A 17,102-nucleotide genomic window follows, 5' to 3' on the forward strand; every position below is an offset into this window, starting at 1 on the left:
TTATGAAATCACTTTCAATTTTTGTAATTCCTTTCTTGTTATTGTGGGTGGCATAATACCCTTTTTCATTTTTCCAATAACCAGTTCTGCCACCTTAGATGTATCCTTTTTTGTTGTAAATCCGCAATTGCCGGGCATTGCAGGAATGCTTGCCGGTGAATTAGTAACTTGCCGTCTCCCTACACATCATAGCAATATGTATGTGATTTTATAAGTGAAATTTGTTTTGCTGATTTGTGATGAAGATGTAGATTGTTGTCCATTTGTTTTTACGGCAGTTATCAACAACAATGCTGCAATCATCAGGAAGTATTTTTTCATTGTTGCTATTTTTTATTCTCAAAAAATTTGTTGAAGGATTTGCAACAACACCCTGCAATATTTTCTGCTGCAGGTGCTGTTTGAAATGATTGTTCTCAATTTGCTTTCACAAACTTTATTTGCTGCTGTTCGTTTTTGTTGTCGGCGATTTTTAAAACATAAATGCCTTTAGGCAGGGTAGATACATCAATTGTCTTTTGTAAAATGCCAACATTAAGCAACAGCTTTTGATTAATAAAGCCACGACCTTGCAGATCGCTGATGGTTAGCTGAATGTTTGTTGCATTTATGTTTGTGAAACGCACTGTAAGCATATTGCCTGTTACAGGGTTTGGAGAAATACTTAAAGTGGCTGATGCAAAAGAGGATGAAGTTGTAAAATTGGGACCCTTTATCCATTCAGATGTTGACGAGTCTTTGTCGCATATACTTCTTACTGCCCATTTGTAAGTAGTGTTAGGTTGGAGATCTTTTAAAACAATATGATCGGTTGATGAAGGTCTCCATTTCTTTATCCATGTTCCGGATCTTACAGAGCTATAAGCAACCTGGAAACAAAGAACAGAAGATGATGGTGGTGTCCATGATAGTCTTACGCAGGTATCTGCAACATTTGTTACTTTCAGATCTGTTGGTGGGAGACAAACGGTGATGGGAAGCAGATTTCTTAAAATTGCAAGCGGCGTACCATAATAATGCGCTATTGCAAGATCAGCCTTACCATCGCTATCAAGGTCGCTGATGGCTACACCACCAAAAGCGCCATAACCTGTGGGATATGCTATTCCTTCATCAAAAGATATTAAGCCGGGCGTGCATGTGTTTCGGTACACTGTTACATCGAAACCGCCTACTGTTGCCAAGTCAGGCTTCCCATCTCCATTTAAATCTCCAACAGAAACGTTTGTGCTCTCTGTGGAATAATAATCCACTTTATCAGAAAGCAAAATTGTTCCGGGTTGTGAAATATTTTTAAATATGGAAACGCTGTGTGAACTGTAGTTACATACAGCAACATCCAGTTTGTCATCTCCATCCAAATCACCTACAGCAACATCTTCAGGATGTGTTTCGGTAGTGTACTGTACAGGTGTTTCAAAAGATATTTGTCCATCAGATGAAATGTTTCTGAACACAGATATAGAAGTTCCTGAAGTTTGATAGAAGCCATTATTAGAAACCGTTAATTCCGGTTTTCCATCCCCATCCAAATCACCGGTAGCAATTCCAAAGGGATAATCTATGGTTGGGATGTCCATACCCTGATCAAATAAAAATTCGCCGATAGTACTTTTATTTTTAAATACAATTATGTGGTTCCAATCTGGATAGTTCGAGTTATTTACGGCAACAATGTCCGGCTTTCCATCACTGTCCAGATCACCAATTGAAATTTTTCCAAAACCTCCTCCAGCTAATCTTATTTTTGGTTCAAATGAAATTGATCCTTGCGTGCTGGTATTCCTGAATAGATCAACTGAATAAGCATTTAGCACCGCAATATCCAATTTTCCATCTCCATCCAAATCGCGGATTGCAAGATCATAATAGTTGTTTTCATCGGGTATGTAAATGTCTATTCTTTCTGCAAAAGAAAAATTTCCGATGTCCCCGGTATTTCTGAATATCGAAATGCCTCCTAACTCGCTAGAGGTAACCATGTCTGCTTTGCCGTCACCATCTAAATCACCTGTTGCAATACCTCGGGAATAACCCAACGATGCGAATTCCACTTTTGGTGCAAAGGAGTTTGTAGTGAATGGCCCGCCTCCACCTTCAAATGTCACAATAAATGGTTTAGCAGAATATGCAGTTAAGCCATTAGTTGTAACAGTTATGGGTTCGTATATAGCGCCCACAGGTACAGAAACGTTTAAAGATGTACTTGTTGCTGCAGTAACTGTTGCTTTGGTAGCCCCGAAGTACACTGTATTATCATCAGGATTTAAAGTGAAGTTTGTACCAGTTATTGTTACAGTAGTGCCAACAGGACCGGAGGTTGGAGAAAAAGAAGTAATGGTTGGTATAGCCATTATATTATTGTCTGGTGTGTATTCCCAGAAATCTTTGTAGTAAGTTCCATTTAAATTTCCTGTCCCTAAATATCCCGCCTTGCTGATACTGAAACCAACAGCATTGTCCCGGGCACCACCTTGAAAATCTGCTTTCTGCATCCATGTATTGGCTGCAGGATCGTATTCCCAGAAATCTTTATAATAATTGGGGAAATTGACTCCTGTTCCAATATATCCTTTGTTACCAATGCGTAAACCTACAGCATAACTTCGGGCAGGTCCACCGAAATCGGCTTTCTGTGTCCAAATGTTAGACACGGGATCGTATTCCCATAAATCTTTATAATAATTATTGCTTGCGTAATCATAGCCAGTGCCCAAATACCCCTTACTGCCGATGCTGAAACCAATTGCAGAATTGCGGGCACCTCCCACAAAATCCGCTCTCTGATTCCAGGTGTTGGAGCCAGGGTCATATTCCCAGAAATCTTGTTTGATGTAAGGGTAACTGCCATCATTTCCTGTTCCAATATATCCTTTGTTGCCAATGCTTAAACCTACAGCCTGACTTCGGGCAGTTCCTCCGAAATCTGCTTTCTGTGTCCAGGTGTTAGACATAGGATCGTATTCCCAGAAATCTTTATACGGTTTTACGCTTTCATAGTCTAATCCGGTGCCCAAATACCCTTCGTTGCCAACGCTGAAACCTACAGCAAAACTTCGGGCGGCTCCTCCAAAATCAGCCTTTTGAGTCCATGCGTTGATAGCAGGATCGTATTCCCATAAATCTTTGGTATCATTAAGGTTATTATCAAGTCCCGTTCCTAAGTATCCTTTGTTGCCGATGCTGAAACCAACTGCCCATTGACGTGTAGTGTTCCCGAAATCTGCTTTTTGCTTCCATATGCCCTGTGCCATACTGGTGACAGAAAAGATGGTCAATAGCATCATTGCCATTAGTAATATTTTCTTTTTCATAAACTCGTTTTTAAAAACTTAAAGAATGTTGTTACGGAATTACTTTTAATTTTTGTAATTCCTCTTTTGTTATTGTTGGCGGCATAATACCCTTATGCAATTTCTCAATTACCAATTCAGCAACTCTTGCTGCATTGGTTTTTGCTGCAAAACCTTTATTTCCTTGCATTGCAGGAATACTTGTCTGGTGAATCAGTAATTTGCCATCAGCATACACATCATAGCCATACGTATTATACGGTGAATTAATAATTTTATAGGTGAGTTTTGATTGAGTATTGACTTGCGAAGAACCCTGAACATTTTGCCCGGATATTTTTATTGCAGTTACTAACAGTAATATGGTAATGAGTAATAAATTCTTTTTCATTATTATAAATTTTTCTATTTGTAAAAAACTTCGCGGCTGATATCTTCAGGATAACAACCTGCAATACTTTTTATTACAGGTGTATAGATTAAAAGATGATTTTCCTTATTCGAATGTATGTCACAAGAATAAGCAGATTATATTTTTAAAACAATGACCCTAATCATTATTACCTCTTACGATCATCATTGCTTATGCGAAAAAGCAGTTATGAACTTTGTAAGAGATACATTAATGACATTGATGATTTTGTTCAGCAATGAACAAAGCGCAGAAGAGTGCGACGCAACAAAGCTTCATAGTAATTGTGCCGCCCAGCTCAAAAAAATCCCTGTCTGCCAACAGGCAGGAACTCTCAATTTTATCCTTTGCGCACTACGCAACGGAAGCCCGGATTTATTGAATACCGGCTCAATAAAAAATTCTTAATTAAGAGTATCATTGGGTTACTCTTGCCGGGTGCAGTTTTTCATAGCAACCTTGTTGCGTCGCACACTTCAGCATTTTTCACGCTGTTGATCTGTGACATAGTGAGGATAAAAGAATTTCCGGGTAATTAAAAAATTATTGTTCTTGTATTAGTGCCTTTTCAATAGTTGTTATTTTTCTATGCGTACTGCCGTTACTTTAAATTCCGGTGTTTCCGTGTAACTATCCCTGAATGGGCTGGTTATTTTTTTCATGAAAATTTTGTTATTACTAAATGTACTGAACACTTCTCCCTTTTTAAGAGCACTATCAATCGATACCGGAAGTGAAGTTTCCCCGTACCTGCTGATTAGCCTTGCACTGTCTCCGGTATTCAACTTAATAGACGGTCAGTGGTTTCTATAGACACTGAATGACTGACCGGTCACTTTGCAGAAAAATTGTATCATTTCCTATATCCTTTCTCCAGTATATAATGCTGGAACGTTCCACCAAGCAATATCATTAAGCAGTCAGTCAGCCGTAAGTATAGATAAATGATTGACTGACCGAGCAACTCAGGAGTAAATAGAAACTTTTAAAAACTCTAAAAAGATATGGGAATTTTAAAATGCTTATACGAAAAAAAAGAACTGGATGTTGATACTGGTTTCTTCAGCCTCTTTTCCTTTCCATTAATAAAAGGTACACCCGCAACCGTATTAAAAAATTTGAACAGTGTTGTGCTGACCGAATCAACTGCTAAAAAATATTTTGGAAGCGTTGATAATGCCATGGCGAATATCATAACACTGAATAAAGAAATACCGCTGAAAGTTACAGGTATCGCGAAAGATGTTAAGCTTCTATGTGTTTTCTTTCTGGCTGATCCGTTGTGGCCGTCATTTGCCTGTACATTTTTTTAATGCACTGTCTTCCGGCAGCATTTCAAAATATTTGATTATTTCTGAGCCTGTTTCAAAGCGGCCTTCTTCAGCCTTTCAAACTGTACCTGAACGATGGAATTTACAAGGTTCAGGTAATCAGTAATCCTTTTAGCCCTGTAATCTTCTTCAGAAATCGGGATAGGATAATATTCCTTATTGATTGTTTGATAATAGTGCCTTCTCATCATTTCTATTAACCTGTCTTCAATATTTGAAATAACAGATGCTATACCGAAATGTGCAACTTTTATTGGGCTATCTATCGTGTAAGCCAAACCCATAACCGGGGTATTAAATTTATGAATTGAAGAAGGATACATGATGAAATAACTTTTAATTGAAAATTGTAAATAATAATTTTATCAAAAAAAATAACACAGGAAATTATAGTTGAGGGTTTAGAAGCCTGTGATTATGCAGCTTACAAAATAACAGAGAGACCGCAGCACAGGTTTGCTGCTGAAAAAATCACCAATAGCTTCTTCCTCCATACAATTTTTATTGTCTCACGACTTTTTTATTTTCAAATTCGATTCCTTGCTTTCAGCAAGGTCCTCAATCGTTTTGCTTTCGAATAACCGGATGATTTGCGGTCTGATAAATTTGTATTGCACGTGCATGGGACATGGATTTTTTTCTGAACATTCTTTTAGTCCTAAAACACATTTTTCCAATTCCTTGTCCTCACCGAGTGCCTGCAATACTTTTCTTGCCGGCAGTTGTTTTTGTTTTGCTGTAATATAAAATCCTCCGTTTGGTCCTTTCACTGAACTGATGACATCACCCTTTACAAGCACCTGTAAGATCTTTGCCGTAAAATGTTGTGGCGAATCAATTGCCTTTGCAATTTCACTGATGGCCATTTTTTTTGCTTCAGAACTTTTCTGCGCTACATAAATGGCAGCCCTTAGAGCATATTCACAAGATTTTGAAAACATGAGATGAATTTATCTGAAAATTTTTGTGACTGGGATCATATTTTTTTTGTCCCGTTTTATGAAAATAAAAAACCGCTGAATTTTTGTATAAAAAAATAATAAAAGACAAATTTATCTTTTTTTATTTTACTTTCGGAGTAAACTTTTTGCTATGAGGAAATTTAATTTCATTTCATTTCTGATGAATCCGAAAAAATGGTGGATACCATTACTCATTATTTTCATCATCAGTGTTACAGGTGTGCTGATGATCGGCATCCATACCTATACCGAAGCTCCGCCTATACCCGATTTTGTTTCAGATAAAGGAGCAGTTGTTTATTCAAAAGAAGATGTGCTGAAGGGTCAGGCGGCTTTTCAGCGATATGCATTGATGGAATACGGCAGCATGTTTGGCGATGGTGCAGACCGCGGACCCGATTTTACAGCAGAAGCTTTACACCAGACTATGTTGCTGATGAATGAATATTATTCATCAACCATTAACAATAACGCCAAAGACACCACTTTACTTAAACTGGGAATTACTGAGCAAATAAAGAATGAAATCAAAAATAACCGGTACAACAAGGAAAGCAATGGCACTATCCTAAGCCCGGCGCAGGTATATGCAGCCACTAAACTGCAGGCATATTATCTGCGCTTTTTTTCAGGAACAAATGGCTCATCATTTCATCCCTCAGGTTATATAAAAAATGAAGATGAAATAAAATCTTTAACTGCATTTTTCTTTTGGAGTGCATGGGTTTGCGGTGTAGAAAGACCGGGAGAAACGTACAGCTACACACATAACTGGCCTTACGATGCGGCCGCAGGAAATACGCCAGGCAGTGCGGTAATATTCTGGAGCATCATCGGTTCATTGGGGCTCGTGTTGGGCATAGGTATTGTATTGTATTATCATGGAAAAATGGAAAAGCTTGAAGACAATGTTGTTGTTAATAAAAGCCGTCCATTCATGACACCGGAAGAAATAAAGAAATTTCAGCCAAACAAAATTCAAAAAGCTACTTACAAATTTTTCTACACTGCTATTTTGCTTTTTGCAACGCAGGTGCTTGCCGGTATTTTAACCGTCCATGATTTTGTTGGCTTTGTAAATTATTTTGGTTTCAACATTACAACCGTATTACCCGAAACAATTACCCGTAGCTGGCATGTGCAGCTTTCATTGTTATGGATCTCGGCCTGCTGGATAGGCGCTTCATTTTTTGTAATGGCAATGATCTCTCCAAAACAAGCAAAGGGGCAGGTAACACTTGTTAATACTATTTTCTGGCTTACCGTGGTAATGGTTGCCGGTTCTTTTGCAGGAATATTTCTTGGGCCACAAGGCTTGCTCGGAAAAAACTGGTATTGGTTTGGTCACCAGGGTTGGGAATATGTAGAGTTGGGAAAAGTATGGCAAGTACTGCTTTTCATCGTATTGGTATTATGGGCAATAACTTTGTACCGGGGTGTAAAACCTGTAATGAAATTGAATCAACCCTGGGCATTGCCCAACTGGCTCGTCTATACAACATCAAGTATTATTTTGCTATTGCTCTCCGGATTTATTGCAACGCCTTCTACAAATTTTGTAATAGCAGATTTCTGGCGCTGGTGCGTGATACACATGTGGGCCGAAGCTTTCTTTGAAGTATTCACAACCGTATTGATCGGATATTTTATGGTGTTGATGGGACTTGTAAGCGTCCAGGCAACGATCCGCGTAATTTATATCGCAACATTATTATTTCTTGGTTCAGGGTTGCTTGGCATCTCACATAACTTTTACTGGAATGCAAAACCAGTAGGCACAATGGCATTGGGTTCTGTATTTTCAACATTGCAGGTAATACCGCTTGTGTTGCTCTCACTCGAAGCATGGCGCTTTAGTAAGATGCCAAAGCTGCTTGAGAAAAATAATCGTGTAAATGGTGATGCAAACAAACGCTTTGGATTTTCTGAAGTGTTCTTATTCTTACTCGCAGTTAATTTCTGGAATTTCTTTGGTGCAGGTGTGCTTGGTTTTATCATCAATCTTCCCATTGCAAATTATTATGAGCACGGCACTTACTTAACGGTTAATCATGGTCATGCTGCATTAATGGGTGTGTATGGCAATCTTTCACTCGCCGCTGTTTTATTTTGTTGCCAGTTATTGTTTAAAGCAGCATGGTGGAAACCACGCATCATAAGAACCGTATTCTGGTCAATCAACATTGGCTTGTTGTTAATGGTGTTGCTCGACCTCTTTCCTGTTGGCATCTGGCAATTTAAAGCCGTAACAGAAAAAGGTTTATGGTTTGCACGGAGCAGTGTATTCATTGAAAGCCCCGGCTTTCAAACATTCACATGGCTTCGCATTATAGGCGGCGCAACTTTTGCACTTGGAGGTGTAGTGCCGCTTGTTTGGTATGTGATGCGCAGCAGAAAAAATTTCATTAAATCAACCGTCAAAAATATAAACCACGGGGTGGCTCATGAAAATATTGAGGAGCCCCAGTTGCAATAAATGATTACCCAAAAAAAATACCTAAAAATGAATCATAAAAATATTCCGCTTGCTTATTCCTGCTCGGGTTGTTCAGGTGCATCGCAAATGGCAAACTATCTTGCTATGCAGTTGGACAAGCTTGAAGTTGCAGAGATGTCCTGCATTGCAGGCGTGGGCGGTAACGTAAAGAAGCTGGTGAAGACAGCACTGTCGGGAAGAAAAATTATTGCCATAGATGGATGCCCGCTGGCTTGTGTAAAAGCATGCCTCGGCAATCATGCAATAACACCGGAGATGCATGTTGAATTAACAAAACTGGGTGTACAAAAAAAGCAACATGAAGATTTTGATATGCAGCAGGCAAATGAAATTTTGGATAAACTGCAGCAGGAAATAACCGGGACATTTAAAGAGAAGCGTGCACCTCTTGAACAACACAACTTGCTGCAATGCGTAAAATGAAAATCAAAACACCGTCTGAATCAGAGACCGTCAAAACTGAAGTGGTGTTTCCAAACGATACCAACCCAATGGGCATTTTACAAGGCGGTCACCTCGTCCAATGGATGGATACAACAGCGGCAGTATGTGCGCAAACACATGCAGGGAAAATTTGTGTTACCGCGTCTATTGACAGTGTAAATTTCAAAGCGCCGGCAAAACTGGGAGACATCATTATCATTAAAGCAAAAATTACCAGGGCATTCACCTCATCAATGGAAATATTTGTGCAAACGCATGCAAGAAATGTACTAAGTGAAAAAAAGAATCTGATCAATGAAGCCTACTTCACGTTTGTTGCATTGGATAATAAGGCAAAGCCAACAACAGTGCCTTTATTAAAGCCCGTAACAAATGATGAATCTGAACAATACAAGGAGGCATTGACACGGAAAAAGAAAAAATAAAATATTCACACAATGGATGAGGCAATTAAACTTTTTATAGAGAAACAAAAAGCAGCAACGATATGCTGTGTAGATGAGCAAAATAATCCTTATTGCTTTAGTTGTTTTTATGCACTCATCAGAGAAAATGATTTGCTTGTAATTAAATCATCTGCTTCATCGAATCATGTTAAACTGCTGCTTCAGAAGCCATGCGTATCGGGAACAATATTGCCGGAGAAGCTGAATGTTTTTCCCGTTAAGGGCATTCAGTTTACAGGAATGATGTTGCAGGTGCCAGGTGTTTACGCAGTGAATGCTGCGAAAGAATATCATAAAAAATTTCCTTTTGCATTAGCCATTCCGGGAGAAATATATATCGTGAGATTAGAAGCAATAAAGATGACAAACAGCGGAAAAATTTTTGGAGAAATAATTACCTGGCAAAGAAATGCAAATGCTGTGAAGCAGTGGTAATAAAACTGTGTACTTAATTTAATATATGTTTCATGAGTTTTCAATCTAAATCGAGTTATGATTATGATGAACTGATTGACTGTGCCATGGGAAGACTTTTTGGACAGGGCAATGCAAAGTTGCCTTTGCCACCACTGCTTATGTTTGACCGCATTATACATATATCAGATGAAGGTGGATTGTATGGCAAAGGAGCGCTTATTGCAGAACTGGACATTAAACCAGGGCAGTGGTTTTTTGATTGTCATTTTGTTGATGATCCTGTTATGCCGGGATGTTTGGGACTGGATGCATTCTGGCAGTTACTTGGATTTTATGTTGGATGGACGGGTGCGCCTGGTATTGGCAGGGCAATAGGTGTGGGAATGGTAAAATTTTCGGGACAGGTATTGCCGCAGAACCGCAAGGTTGTTTATCGTCTCCATATCAAACGAATTATTAATTACAACATCGTGTTGGGCACTGCCGATGGCACTATGGAAGTTGATGATAAAATAATTTATGAAGTAAAGGATATTAAAATAGGAGTGTTTCAAAAATAAAAGAAATGTTCATTATACTTTATTGCTTGAACTAATTAAAACATTTCAATTATAAATGCTTGAGATGCCATATAATATGCAGATGAAAGGATTGCGACGCAACGAAGATGCCATGAAATGCTGTTGCTTGTATCGCAAAAAAAACATGAAAACAATAGATAAAAGATCAAATATAACGCAACATGCTTAAGCAAACCCTTGATATACTTACCTCTTTCAACCCGCCAAAAAAGATTTGTGCAATGGGAAATATTGCCGTTGCAAGAGGAGCGATTGAAGCCGGTGTTTGCGGCGTGTTTGCTTATCCCGGAACGCCATCAACAGAAATTTCAGAAGTGTTTAATGATGTAAATGCATTTCAAAGCAAACAGGAAAACCAGGAAAAATATCCGCAGCAAACAGCGCAAAAAATATATTTCGAATACAGTATCAACGAAAAAATTGCGCTGGAAAAAGCGATTGCCTTTTCTATCGGAAACAAAAGCGCAATGTGTGTAATGAAAAATGTGGGCATGAATGTGGCGAGCGATGCGCTGATGAGTATTACGTATCAAACAATAGCTGCACCGCTTGTAATTGTTGTATGTGATGATCCTGGTGGTTTCTCCAGTTCCAATGAACAGGATAGCCGCTATTGGGGCAAGATGGCTTCGGTACCTGTTTTCAATCCTGCTACCCCGGAAGATGCTTACTCGATGACGAAGCAAGCATTTACACTTTCTGAAATTTTAAAATTACCTGTGATGGTAAGAATGACCACAAGAGTTGATCACTCACGTGGAATTTTTTTCTGTAATGCCATTAACAGGAAGAAAACAATTCCAAATTTTGAGCGATCTCCGCAGCATATCAATATTCCTATAAAGACTGCTGCTTCACATAAATGTCTTTTACAAAAACTGGAGAGTGATGCGTTTGAAAATTTTTACAGTCAAAACAATTCAGCAGATCATCAGCAACATAACCAGTTAGCAATTATCGCCAGTGGTGTTGCAGTAAATTATGCAAAGGAATTGTTGTATAAATTTCCTGAACTGAAAATCAGTTTGCTTAAGGTTGGATTGATCTATCCGTTTCCCAAAAATGATGTACTTAATTTTCTGAAAAACAATTTTCAGAAAATACTTTTGCTGGAAGAATTGGACCCCATTATTGAAAATGATGTTCGTGTTATTGCCCAGCAAAATAATATCAATACACAAATATTTGGAAAAGGATTTGCAGGTCTCTCGCCTGCCGGAGAATATACACCTGATCTTGTTAGAAATGCGATAGAAGATTTTAAAGGAAATTTATTGACAGACAAAAGCAAAATAAAAATTTCCGGTACAGAAAAATTTTTGTCAGCGATTCCCGCACGTCCGCCTGCATTATGCGCTGGATGCCCTCACAGAGCCACATTCTATGCATTGAAACTGTCTGTCCCAAGAGATGACGGAAAAATTATTTTATGCGGTGACATTGGTTGTTTGGGGCTTGGCACTTTACCGCCTCTGCAAATGATGGACACAATTCATCACATGGGAATGAGTGTTTCGCTTGCACAAGGGTTATCGGAAGCATTACATACTCAAAGTTCAACTGATAAGATTGTTGCACTGATTGGCGATGGAACTTTTTTTCATTCGGGAGTTACATCGTTGCTTAATGCGGTTTATACAAGATCGAATATTACAATTATTATTTTTGATAACCGCACTGTTGCAATGACTGGGCAACAGGATAATCCGGGTGCAATCTATCACAGCAAATACAAACAAATTGATATTACCGCATTGGTAAAAGGAATGGGCGTTGAGTATGTTGCCACAGTAAATCCTTTCAATTTAAAAATTACATGTGAAAAAATTCAATCTGCAATAGTGCATGAAGGAGTGTCTGTTTTAATTGCAAAAGCGCCTTGCATTTTTCTTCCTGAATTTAAGGAGCGCATTGCCGGAAGTTCATTTACAAAAAAAGTTTTGAGAGTAAATCCTGATAAATGCAATACCTGTTTTAATCACTGCGACTTACAAATCTTTTGTTCAAAAGAACCTTCTGTAAAAAATAATCTTGCAAAAGCAAGAGCAAAAATCACTGCCACAAATCATATTCCTGCACAAGAGCAATTGTGCCCTGCCAATATTTGCAATCACGGATTTTTTAATTCCATACTTGCAGGCAATTACAAAGAGGCTTTAGAAATTGTTAGAGACAAAATGCTCTTTGCAAGATTATGCGGAAGCATTTGTCATAAGCCATGTGAGGATTTACAAAACAACAGCCCTTTTGAATTTACAAAAGAAGGCTACAAACTAAATGGTTCGGGAATAAATAAGATCAATACATATTCCACAAACCCCAACAAGGTTCCAATAAAAAAACTCAAAAGCTTTGTTAGCAATATAGATGAAAACTTTGCTGACTTCTCACGCCAGGTAGCAAGAGTTGCAAATGCTGTAAAGAAAAATAAAAAGGTTGCTGTGATAGGTGGCGGACCTGCCGGGCTAAGTGCAGCTTATGATTTGTTGCAGGCAGGCTATGATGTAACTGTTTTTGAAAAAGAAAACAAAGCAGGTGGAATGATTCGTTTTGGCATTCCTGAATTTAGAATGGATAAGCAGGCATTGGAAAAAGAGATTGATGTGCTGCATAAAATGGGAGCGATATTTCAATTCGGTGTTGCAATAGAAAAAGATATTACACTTGAAAAAATAGCAAAAGATTTCGATGCCGTAATTCTTGCTATAGGAATGTGGGAGGCAGTGGTGCCTGAGCTTATAAATAAAAATGTTTCAGCCGAAAGAAAATTTGATGCGGTTTCATTTCTAAAACAATTCAATGAGAATACATTACATCTAAACCCATCGTCCACAATTCTAATTATTGGTGGCGGCAATAGTGCAATGGATGCAGCAAGAGCAGCTAAACTATCTAATACAAACAATGAAGTAATTGTTTCATCCATAGAAAAGCTGCATGAAATGCCTGCCTTTGCAGATGAAATAAACGATTCGTTGCAAAGAGGAATCAAAATTTTGGACAACAGTTTCGCAGACTCGATTGAGGAAAAAAATGAAATGATTGTTGTTATGCTAAGATCGTATGACAACAAAAATTTTCGTGAGACAATTAAAGCAGATTACATTATTTCAGCAACCGGGCAGAAAGGTGACCTTGGAAAAATGCATAATGACGTTGATGCAGATGAAGATTGCAGGATAAAATCCGTGCACTACAAAAATGTTTTTGTTGCAGGTGATATTGCTTCGGGCAATCACATTTCGCTGATCGGTGCAATCGGAAGCGGCAAAAAAGCAGCAGTGCAGGTAAGAAAATTGCTGGAGCATTATAGTTATGAATACGAGGGTGAATATGCGCTCTCAAAATTAACTGCAAAAGAAAATGGCAAAAGCAAACTGGATTTTCTTGCTATCGATGAAACGGAATCAATGAATGGAAATGTAATTGAAAATATTTCTGCTTATGATTTGTTTAAGCCTTGTTCAAAATGCGATCACTGCATTGAAAACTTTGGTTGCCCGGCGTTGATGAAAGTGAATGGTAAAGTTGTGATTGATGAAAAGAGATGCACACTTTGCGGATTGTGCGTAGATGTTTGTCCAAATAATGCCATTGAATGGGTAGAAGAGTGCGGGAAAATAAATTGCTAAGAAGTGTGAAATATTTTTTGAAGCACCGCTTTTGGTATTTCATGGCATCGTTCCTTGCGTCGCACAATTGTACAATATAACTCATTGGCAACAGTGAGAGCATTTAATTGTTCAGTAAAAAAATTAATTCATCATGACACAAACCAAAATAATTATTGCAGGTATTGGCGGACAAGGCGTAGTTTATCTTACGCAGTTACTGTGTGAAGCAGCAGTAATTGCAGATATTCCTGTTGCTACGAGTGAAATACATGGCTTATCTCAAAGAAGCAGTTCAGTTATAGCAGGAATAACATTTGGTGAAAATGTTTTTGGTATGGTTGAACAAGGTGGGGCAGATTTTTTGCTTGCACTTGAAATGCTCGAAGCACAACGTTGTTTAAATTATTTACACAGGAAAAGCATAGCGGTTATTGATCACACCAAAATTTTTCCCCACTCTGTAAATGCCCATAAAGCATTCTATCCTGACACAAAATCTTTTCTCGATTTTCTTGAACAAAAGATAGGAGAAGTGATCTTCATTAAGGAAATTCCAAAAAGCATTGACGTGATATTGAAAAATATTGTTGTTCTTGGAAGAGCCGCAGCACACAAAAATTTCCCGGTAAGACCAGCGTTTATTGAACAAGCCATTACAGCACTGGCAAAGGATAAGTTTGCTGCAAAGACGCTTGAAGTATTTCAGGATGCAGCGGGAGTGAGTGGTGAGAACTAAGACTTGCAGCTAAAAGCTCAAAGCTGTTCTACAGTACAAGTGTGCGACGCAAGGAACGATGAGTAATGTTACTGTAGCCGGGCTCAAAAAAAATAACAATATCAGTACCCGTATAACATGAAAATAAATTTTAGAAGTACCAATGAAAACAAACAAAAAAATAATCAAGCTTTCAGCAAATGAAAATTTTTATGGTTGTTCGCCACTGGTACAGGATGCAATAAAAAAATACCGGTGGAATGACATTCATCTTTATCCTGATTTTTTGCAGGCATCGTTGAAAGAGCAACTTGCAGATAAGTTCCAGGTTTGTGCGCAAAATATTTTACTCGGCATGGGCACCATAGGAATCATTGAAAGTATTATTCGTTTTTTAGTCAAACCCGGAGAAGAAATTATCACCCTTGAAAGAAGTTTTGTGGCTTACTGGCAACTGTCTCAAACGCATGAGCGAAAATGCAATTTTGCTGCGCTCACCAATTTTACATGCGACATTAATAATATTCTTTCTTGCATCAATAACAAAACAAGCGTGATCTTTATTGCCAACCCAAACAATCCCACAGGCACTATTATACCGCACGATGATTTAAAAAATCTTCTTGAAAATATTTCTCCGAAAATATTTGTTGTTGTTGATGAAGCATACAACGAATACGTTACTGACCCAAGCTATCCGGATTCACTTAAACTGCTTGCTGAATTTCCAAACTTTATTATACTAAGAAGCTTTTCCAAGATATACGGGCTTGCAGGTCTGCGCATCGGTTATGGGATTGCCCATGAAAAAGTTGCAGCAGTGCTTGAGCAAAAACGTTTGCCTTTCTCGATAAACTCGGTTGCATCTGTTGCTGCAATTGCATCGCTTGATGATGAAGCATTTATTATGTCGTGCAAAGAAAAGAATGAAACAGAAAGAGCATTCCTGTTTTCGCAGTTAAAGAAGAGTGGATATTCAGTGCTTCCAACGCAGGCAAATTTCATATACCTGTATTTTGATAATGAAGCTGAAAAAAAAATGGCATATAACCGCCTTTATGAAAATGGCTTACAGGTCTGCGATTTAAAAAGCTTTCACCAGGACAGATCATTAAGAATGGTAGTTGCAGACAGAACTATAAATGATATAATAGTGTATTTGCTTGCGAAGAACAAAATGTAATTGCATACATAAATGAGGCAATTCAACCTGATAAAATCAAGCAATCTTTAAATGAGAGAAAAAGGCAGTCGCCGGCACCGCGGGATTGCTGGCGGGTGTTTTATCAATGGCGTTGGGGGAATGGATTTCTGTCAAAAGTTCGCAGGAATTGTACGAGATCCAGATGCAGGTCGAAATGGAAGAACTCAAAACCGGTCCGGAGGGTGAGCGGAAAGAGATCGCATTGATCTATTTCGCAAAGGGGCTGCCCGAACAGCAGGCTAATGAAATGGCCGCAGATGCCATAAAAGATACCCCGAAAGCACACAGCCTTTTGGTAAAGGAAGAGTTGGGTATTAACGCAGAAGAACTGAAAGGCTCCGCGTTACAGGCGGCCGTTTATTCATTTATCTTATTCTCTGTCGGCGCTATTATTCCGTTAGCGCCGTTTTGGTTTGCAAAAGGTTTTAATGCAATTATCTTCAGCGTCCTCTTCAGCGCAACAGGACTGTTTTTGATCGGCAGTGCGATCACGCTTTTCACAGGAAGAAGCCTGTGGTTCTCCGGCTTCAGACAGGTGCTGTTTGGTCTGATTGCCGCAGCTATAACATTTGGTATAGGAAAAATAATCGGCATCGCAGTCGCTTAAGGAAAATAAAAATTTCGTATATTTATTGTTGTGCGTCAACATGGAAAGACATTATTTTTATCATTAGCAAAACCCAGTATGATGGTAAACAAAAATGACCATCCGGGAGTATATATACCACCGCCACTGCTTTATGCAGCTATGTTTTTTGCTGCGGTTCAAATGCAAAAACTGCTGCCGCTTAGCAAAGCGTTTTTTTACACGACGACATCAAAGATCACCGGCACGCTTATCATTCTTATCGGCCTCCTTTTTAATTTCCCGGCCTTGCGGCAGTTCTTTAAGACAAAAAACACAGTGGTCACCATTAAACCGGCAACTTCTTTACAAACGACGGGTATCTATGCTGTGAGCCGCAACCCAATGTATGTTAGTTTACTGCTGATTTACACGGGATTGTGGTTTATCACCGGTAATTGGTGGAATGTAATATTGTTACCCCTGTTGGTTTTAATACTTCAGGAATACGTGATAAAGCGGGAAGAAAAATACCTTAACCGCCGGTTTGGAGCGCAGTACCTTGAATACAAAGCCAGGGTGAGAAGATGGATTTAGTGGTAACCCGCCAGTACACCATTT

Annotated in this window: 16 protein-coding genes and 1 pseudogene; 11 read left to right on the forward strand and 6 right to left on the reverse strand. The window is 38.7% G+C overall.

Annotated features, from left to right (window positions below; translation table 11 throughout):
* The 4 genes from FRZ67_RS23950 to FRZ67_RS23955 form a co-directional block, all read right to left on the reverse strand.
* Positions 1 to 138, reverse strand: coding sequence for a DUF4907 domain-containing protein (locus FRZ67_RS23950; RefSeq protein ID WP_147192045.1), 138 nt, complete (start codon positions 136 to 138; stop codon positions 1 to 3).
* 278 nt (positions 139 to 416) lie between these two features.
* Complete coding sequence (locus FRZ67_RS18580; RefSeq protein ID WP_147192047.1) at positions 417 to 3,314, reverse strand: FG-GAP-like repeat-containing protein; 2,898 nt, start codon at positions 3,312 to 3,314, stop codon at positions 417 to 419.
* Positions 3,315 to 3,345: 31 nt separating this feature from the next.
* Positions 3,346 to 3,684: a DUF4907 domain-containing protein gene (locus tag FRZ67_RS18585; protein ID WP_147192049.1), complete on the reverse strand. Its 339-nt coding sequence runs from the start codon at positions 3,682 to 3,684 to the stop codon at positions 3,346 to 3,348.
* 599 nt (positions 3,685 to 4,283) lie between these two features.
* Complete coding sequence (locus tag FRZ67_RS23955; protein WP_374728496.1) at positions 4,284 to 4,490, reverse strand: hypothetical protein; 207 nt, start codon at positions 4,488 to 4,490, stop codon at positions 4,284 to 4,286.
* A gap of 219 nt (positions 4,491 to 4,709) precedes the next feature.
* Here FRZ67_RS23955 and FRZ67_RS18595 point away from each other — a divergent pair, with 219 nt between their 5' ends.
* Entirely contained in the window at positions 4,710 to 5,018 is a 309-nt protein-coding gene (locus FRZ67_RS18595) for an ABC transporter permease (RefSeq protein WP_192903885.1), read from the forward strand.
* Between the two features lie 35 nt (positions 5,019 to 5,053).
* On the opposite strand, the gene FRZ67_RS18600 is transcribed toward FRZ67_RS18595, so the two are convergent.
* Both FRZ67_RS18600 and FRZ67_RS18605 read right to left on the reverse strand, forming a co-directional pair.
* Positions 5,054 to 5,359 carry a hypothetical protein gene (locus FRZ67_RS18600; protein ID WP_147192051.1) on the reverse strand — a complete coding sequence of 102 codons (306 nt, stop codon included), beginning with the start codon at positions 5,357 to 5,359 and terminating at the stop codon, positions 5,054 to 5,056.
* Positions 5,360 to 5,545: 186 nt separating this feature from the next.
* On the reverse strand, positions 5,546 to 5,977 hold the full coding sequence (locus FRZ67_RS18605; protein WP_147192053.1) for an RrF2 family transcriptional regulator: 432 nt from the start codon (positions 5,975 to 5,977) through the stop codon (positions 5,546 to 5,548).
* A 151-nt stretch (positions 5,978 to 6,128) separates the two neighbouring features.
* Between FRZ67_RS18605 and FRZ67_RS18610 the strand changes: the two genes are divergently transcribed.
* The 10 genes and pseudogenes from FRZ67_RS18610 (at position 6,129) to FRZ67_RS18655 (ending at position 17,078) form a co-directional block, all read left to right on the forward strand.
* The gene (locus FRZ67_RS18610) at positions 6,129 to 8,474 is read left to right on the forward strand and encodes a nitric-oxide reductase large subunit (protein ID WP_147192055.1); all 2,346 of its coding nucleotides are present in this window, start codon (positions 6,129 to 6,131) and stop codon (positions 8,472 to 8,474) included.
* 27 nt (positions 8,475 to 8,501) lie between these two features.
* The gene (locus FRZ67_RS18615) at positions 8,502 to 8,918 is read left to right on the forward strand and encodes a putative zinc-binding protein (protein ID WP_147192057.1); all 417 of its coding nucleotides are present in this window, start codon (positions 8,502 to 8,504) and stop codon (positions 8,916 to 8,918) included.
* Positions 8,906 to 9,364 carry an acyl-CoA thioesterase gene (locus FRZ67_RS18620; protein WP_147192059.1) on the forward strand — a complete coding sequence of 153 codons (459 nt, stop codon included), beginning with the start codon at positions 8,906 to 8,908 and terminating at the stop codon, positions 9,362 to 9,364. Before FRZ67_RS18615 ends, FRZ67_RS18620 begins: the two co-directional genes overlap by 13 nt.
* A 12-nt stretch (positions 9,365 to 9,376) precedes the next feature.
* Positions 9,377 to 9,820 carry a pyridoxamine 5'-phosphate oxidase family protein gene (locus FRZ67_RS18625; RefSeq protein ID WP_147192061.1) on the forward strand — a complete coding sequence of 148 codons (444 nt, stop codon included), beginning with the start codon at positions 9,377 to 9,379 and terminating at the stop codon, positions 9,818 to 9,820.
* Positions 9,821 to 9,852: 32 nt separating this feature from the next.
* A complete protein-coding gene (gene fabA, locus FRZ67_RS18630) occupies positions 9,853 to 10,362 on the forward strand; it encodes a bifunctional 3-hydroxydecanoyl-ACP dehydratase/trans-2-decenoyl-ACP isomerase (protein ID WP_147192063.1) in 510 nt (169 codons plus the stop codon).
* A 182-nt stretch (positions 10,363 to 10,544) separates the two neighbouring features.
* On the forward strand, positions 10,545 to 14,015 hold the full coding sequence (locus FRZ67_RS18635) for an FAD-dependent oxidoreductase (protein WP_147192065.1): 3,471 nt from the start codon (positions 10,545 to 10,547) through the stop codon (positions 14,013 to 14,015).
* Positions 14,016 to 14,148: 133 nt separating this feature from the next.
* Entirely contained in the window at positions 14,149 to 14,733 is a 585-nt protein-coding gene (locus FRZ67_RS18640; protein ID WP_147192067.1) for a 2-oxoacid:acceptor oxidoreductase family protein, read from the forward strand.
* Between the two features lie 142 nt (positions 14,734 to 14,875).
* On the forward strand, positions 14,876 to 15,895 hold the full coding sequence (gene hisC, locus FRZ67_RS18645) for a histidinol-phosphate transaminase (RefSeq protein WP_147192069.1): 1,020 nt from the start codon (positions 14,876 to 14,878) through the stop codon (positions 15,893 to 15,895).
* Between the two features lie 79 nt (positions 15,896 to 15,974).
* Positions 15,975 to 16,523, forward strand: a pseudogene (locus tag FRZ67_RS18650) (VIT1/CCC1 transporter family protein); the annotation flags it as partial.
* Positions 16,524 to 16,601: 78 nt separating this feature from the next.
* Entirely contained in the window at positions 16,602 to 17,078 is a 477-nt protein-coding gene (locus FRZ67_RS18655; protein ID WP_147192072.1) for a methyltransferase family protein, read from the forward strand.
* Positions 17,079 to 17,102: the final 24 nt, after the last annotated feature.

The organism is Panacibacter ginsenosidivorans, assembly GCF_007971225.1.
Lineage (GTDB): Bacteria > Bacteroidota > Bacteroidia > Chitinophagales > Chitinophagaceae > Panacibacter > Panacibacter ginsenosidivorans.

Coding starts and splice junctions, on each gene's coding strand:
- FRZ67_RS23950 (WP_147192045.1), bottom strand. CDS start 138: ATGCCCGGCAATTGCGGATTTACAACAAAAAAGGATACATCTAAGGTG.
- FRZ67_RS18580 (WP_147192047.1), bottom strand. CDS start 3,314: ATGAAAAAGAAAATATTACTAATGGCAATGATGCTATTGACCATCTTT.
- FRZ67_RS18585 (WP_147192049.1), bottom strand. CDS start 3,684: ATGAAAAAGAATTTATTACTCATTACCATATTACTGTTAGTAACTGCA.
- FRZ67_RS18595 (WP_192903885.1), top strand. CDS start 4,710: ATGGGAATTTTAAAATGCTTATACGAAAAAAAAGAACTGGATGTTGAT.
- FRZ67_RS18600 (WP_147192051.1), bottom strand. CDS start 5,359: ATGTATCCTTCTTCAATTCATAAATTTAATACCCCGGTTATGGGTTTG.
- FRZ67_RS18605 (WP_147192053.1), bottom strand. CDS start 5,977: ATGTTTTCAAAATCTTGTGAATATGCTCTAAGGGCTGCCATTTATGTA.
- FRZ67_RS18610 (WP_147192055.1), top strand. CDS start 6,129: ATGAGGAAATTTAATTTCATTTCATTTCTGATGAATCCGAAAAAATGG.
- FRZ67_RS18615 (WP_147192057.1), top strand. CDS start 8,502: ATGAATCATAAAAATATTCCGCTTGCTTATTCCTGCTCGGGTTGTTCA.
- FRZ67_RS18620 (WP_147192059.1), top strand. CDS start 8,906: ATGCGTAAAATGAAAATCAAAACACCGTCTGAATCAGAGACCGTCAAA.
- FRZ67_RS18625 (WP_147192061.1), top strand. CDS start 9,377: ATGGATGAGGCAATTAAACTTTTTATAGAGAAACAAAAAGCAGCAACG.
- fabA (WP_147192063.1), top strand. CDS start 9,853: ATGAGTTTTCAATCTAAATCGAGTTATGATTATGATGAACTGATTGAC.
- FRZ67_RS18635 (WP_147192065.1), top strand. CDS start 10,545: ATGCTTAAGCAAACCCTTGATATACTTACCTCTTTCAACCCGCCAAAA.
- FRZ67_RS18640 (WP_147192067.1), top strand. CDS start 14,149: ATGACACAAACCAAAATAATTATTGCAGGTATTGGCGGACAAGGCGTA.
- hisC (WP_147192069.1), top strand. CDS start 14,876: ATGAAAACAAACAAAAAAATAATCAAGCTTTCAGCAAATGAAAATTTT.
- FRZ67_RS18655 (WP_147192072.1), top strand. CDS start 16,602: ATGATGGTAAACAAAAATGACCATCCGGGAGTATATATACCACCGCCA.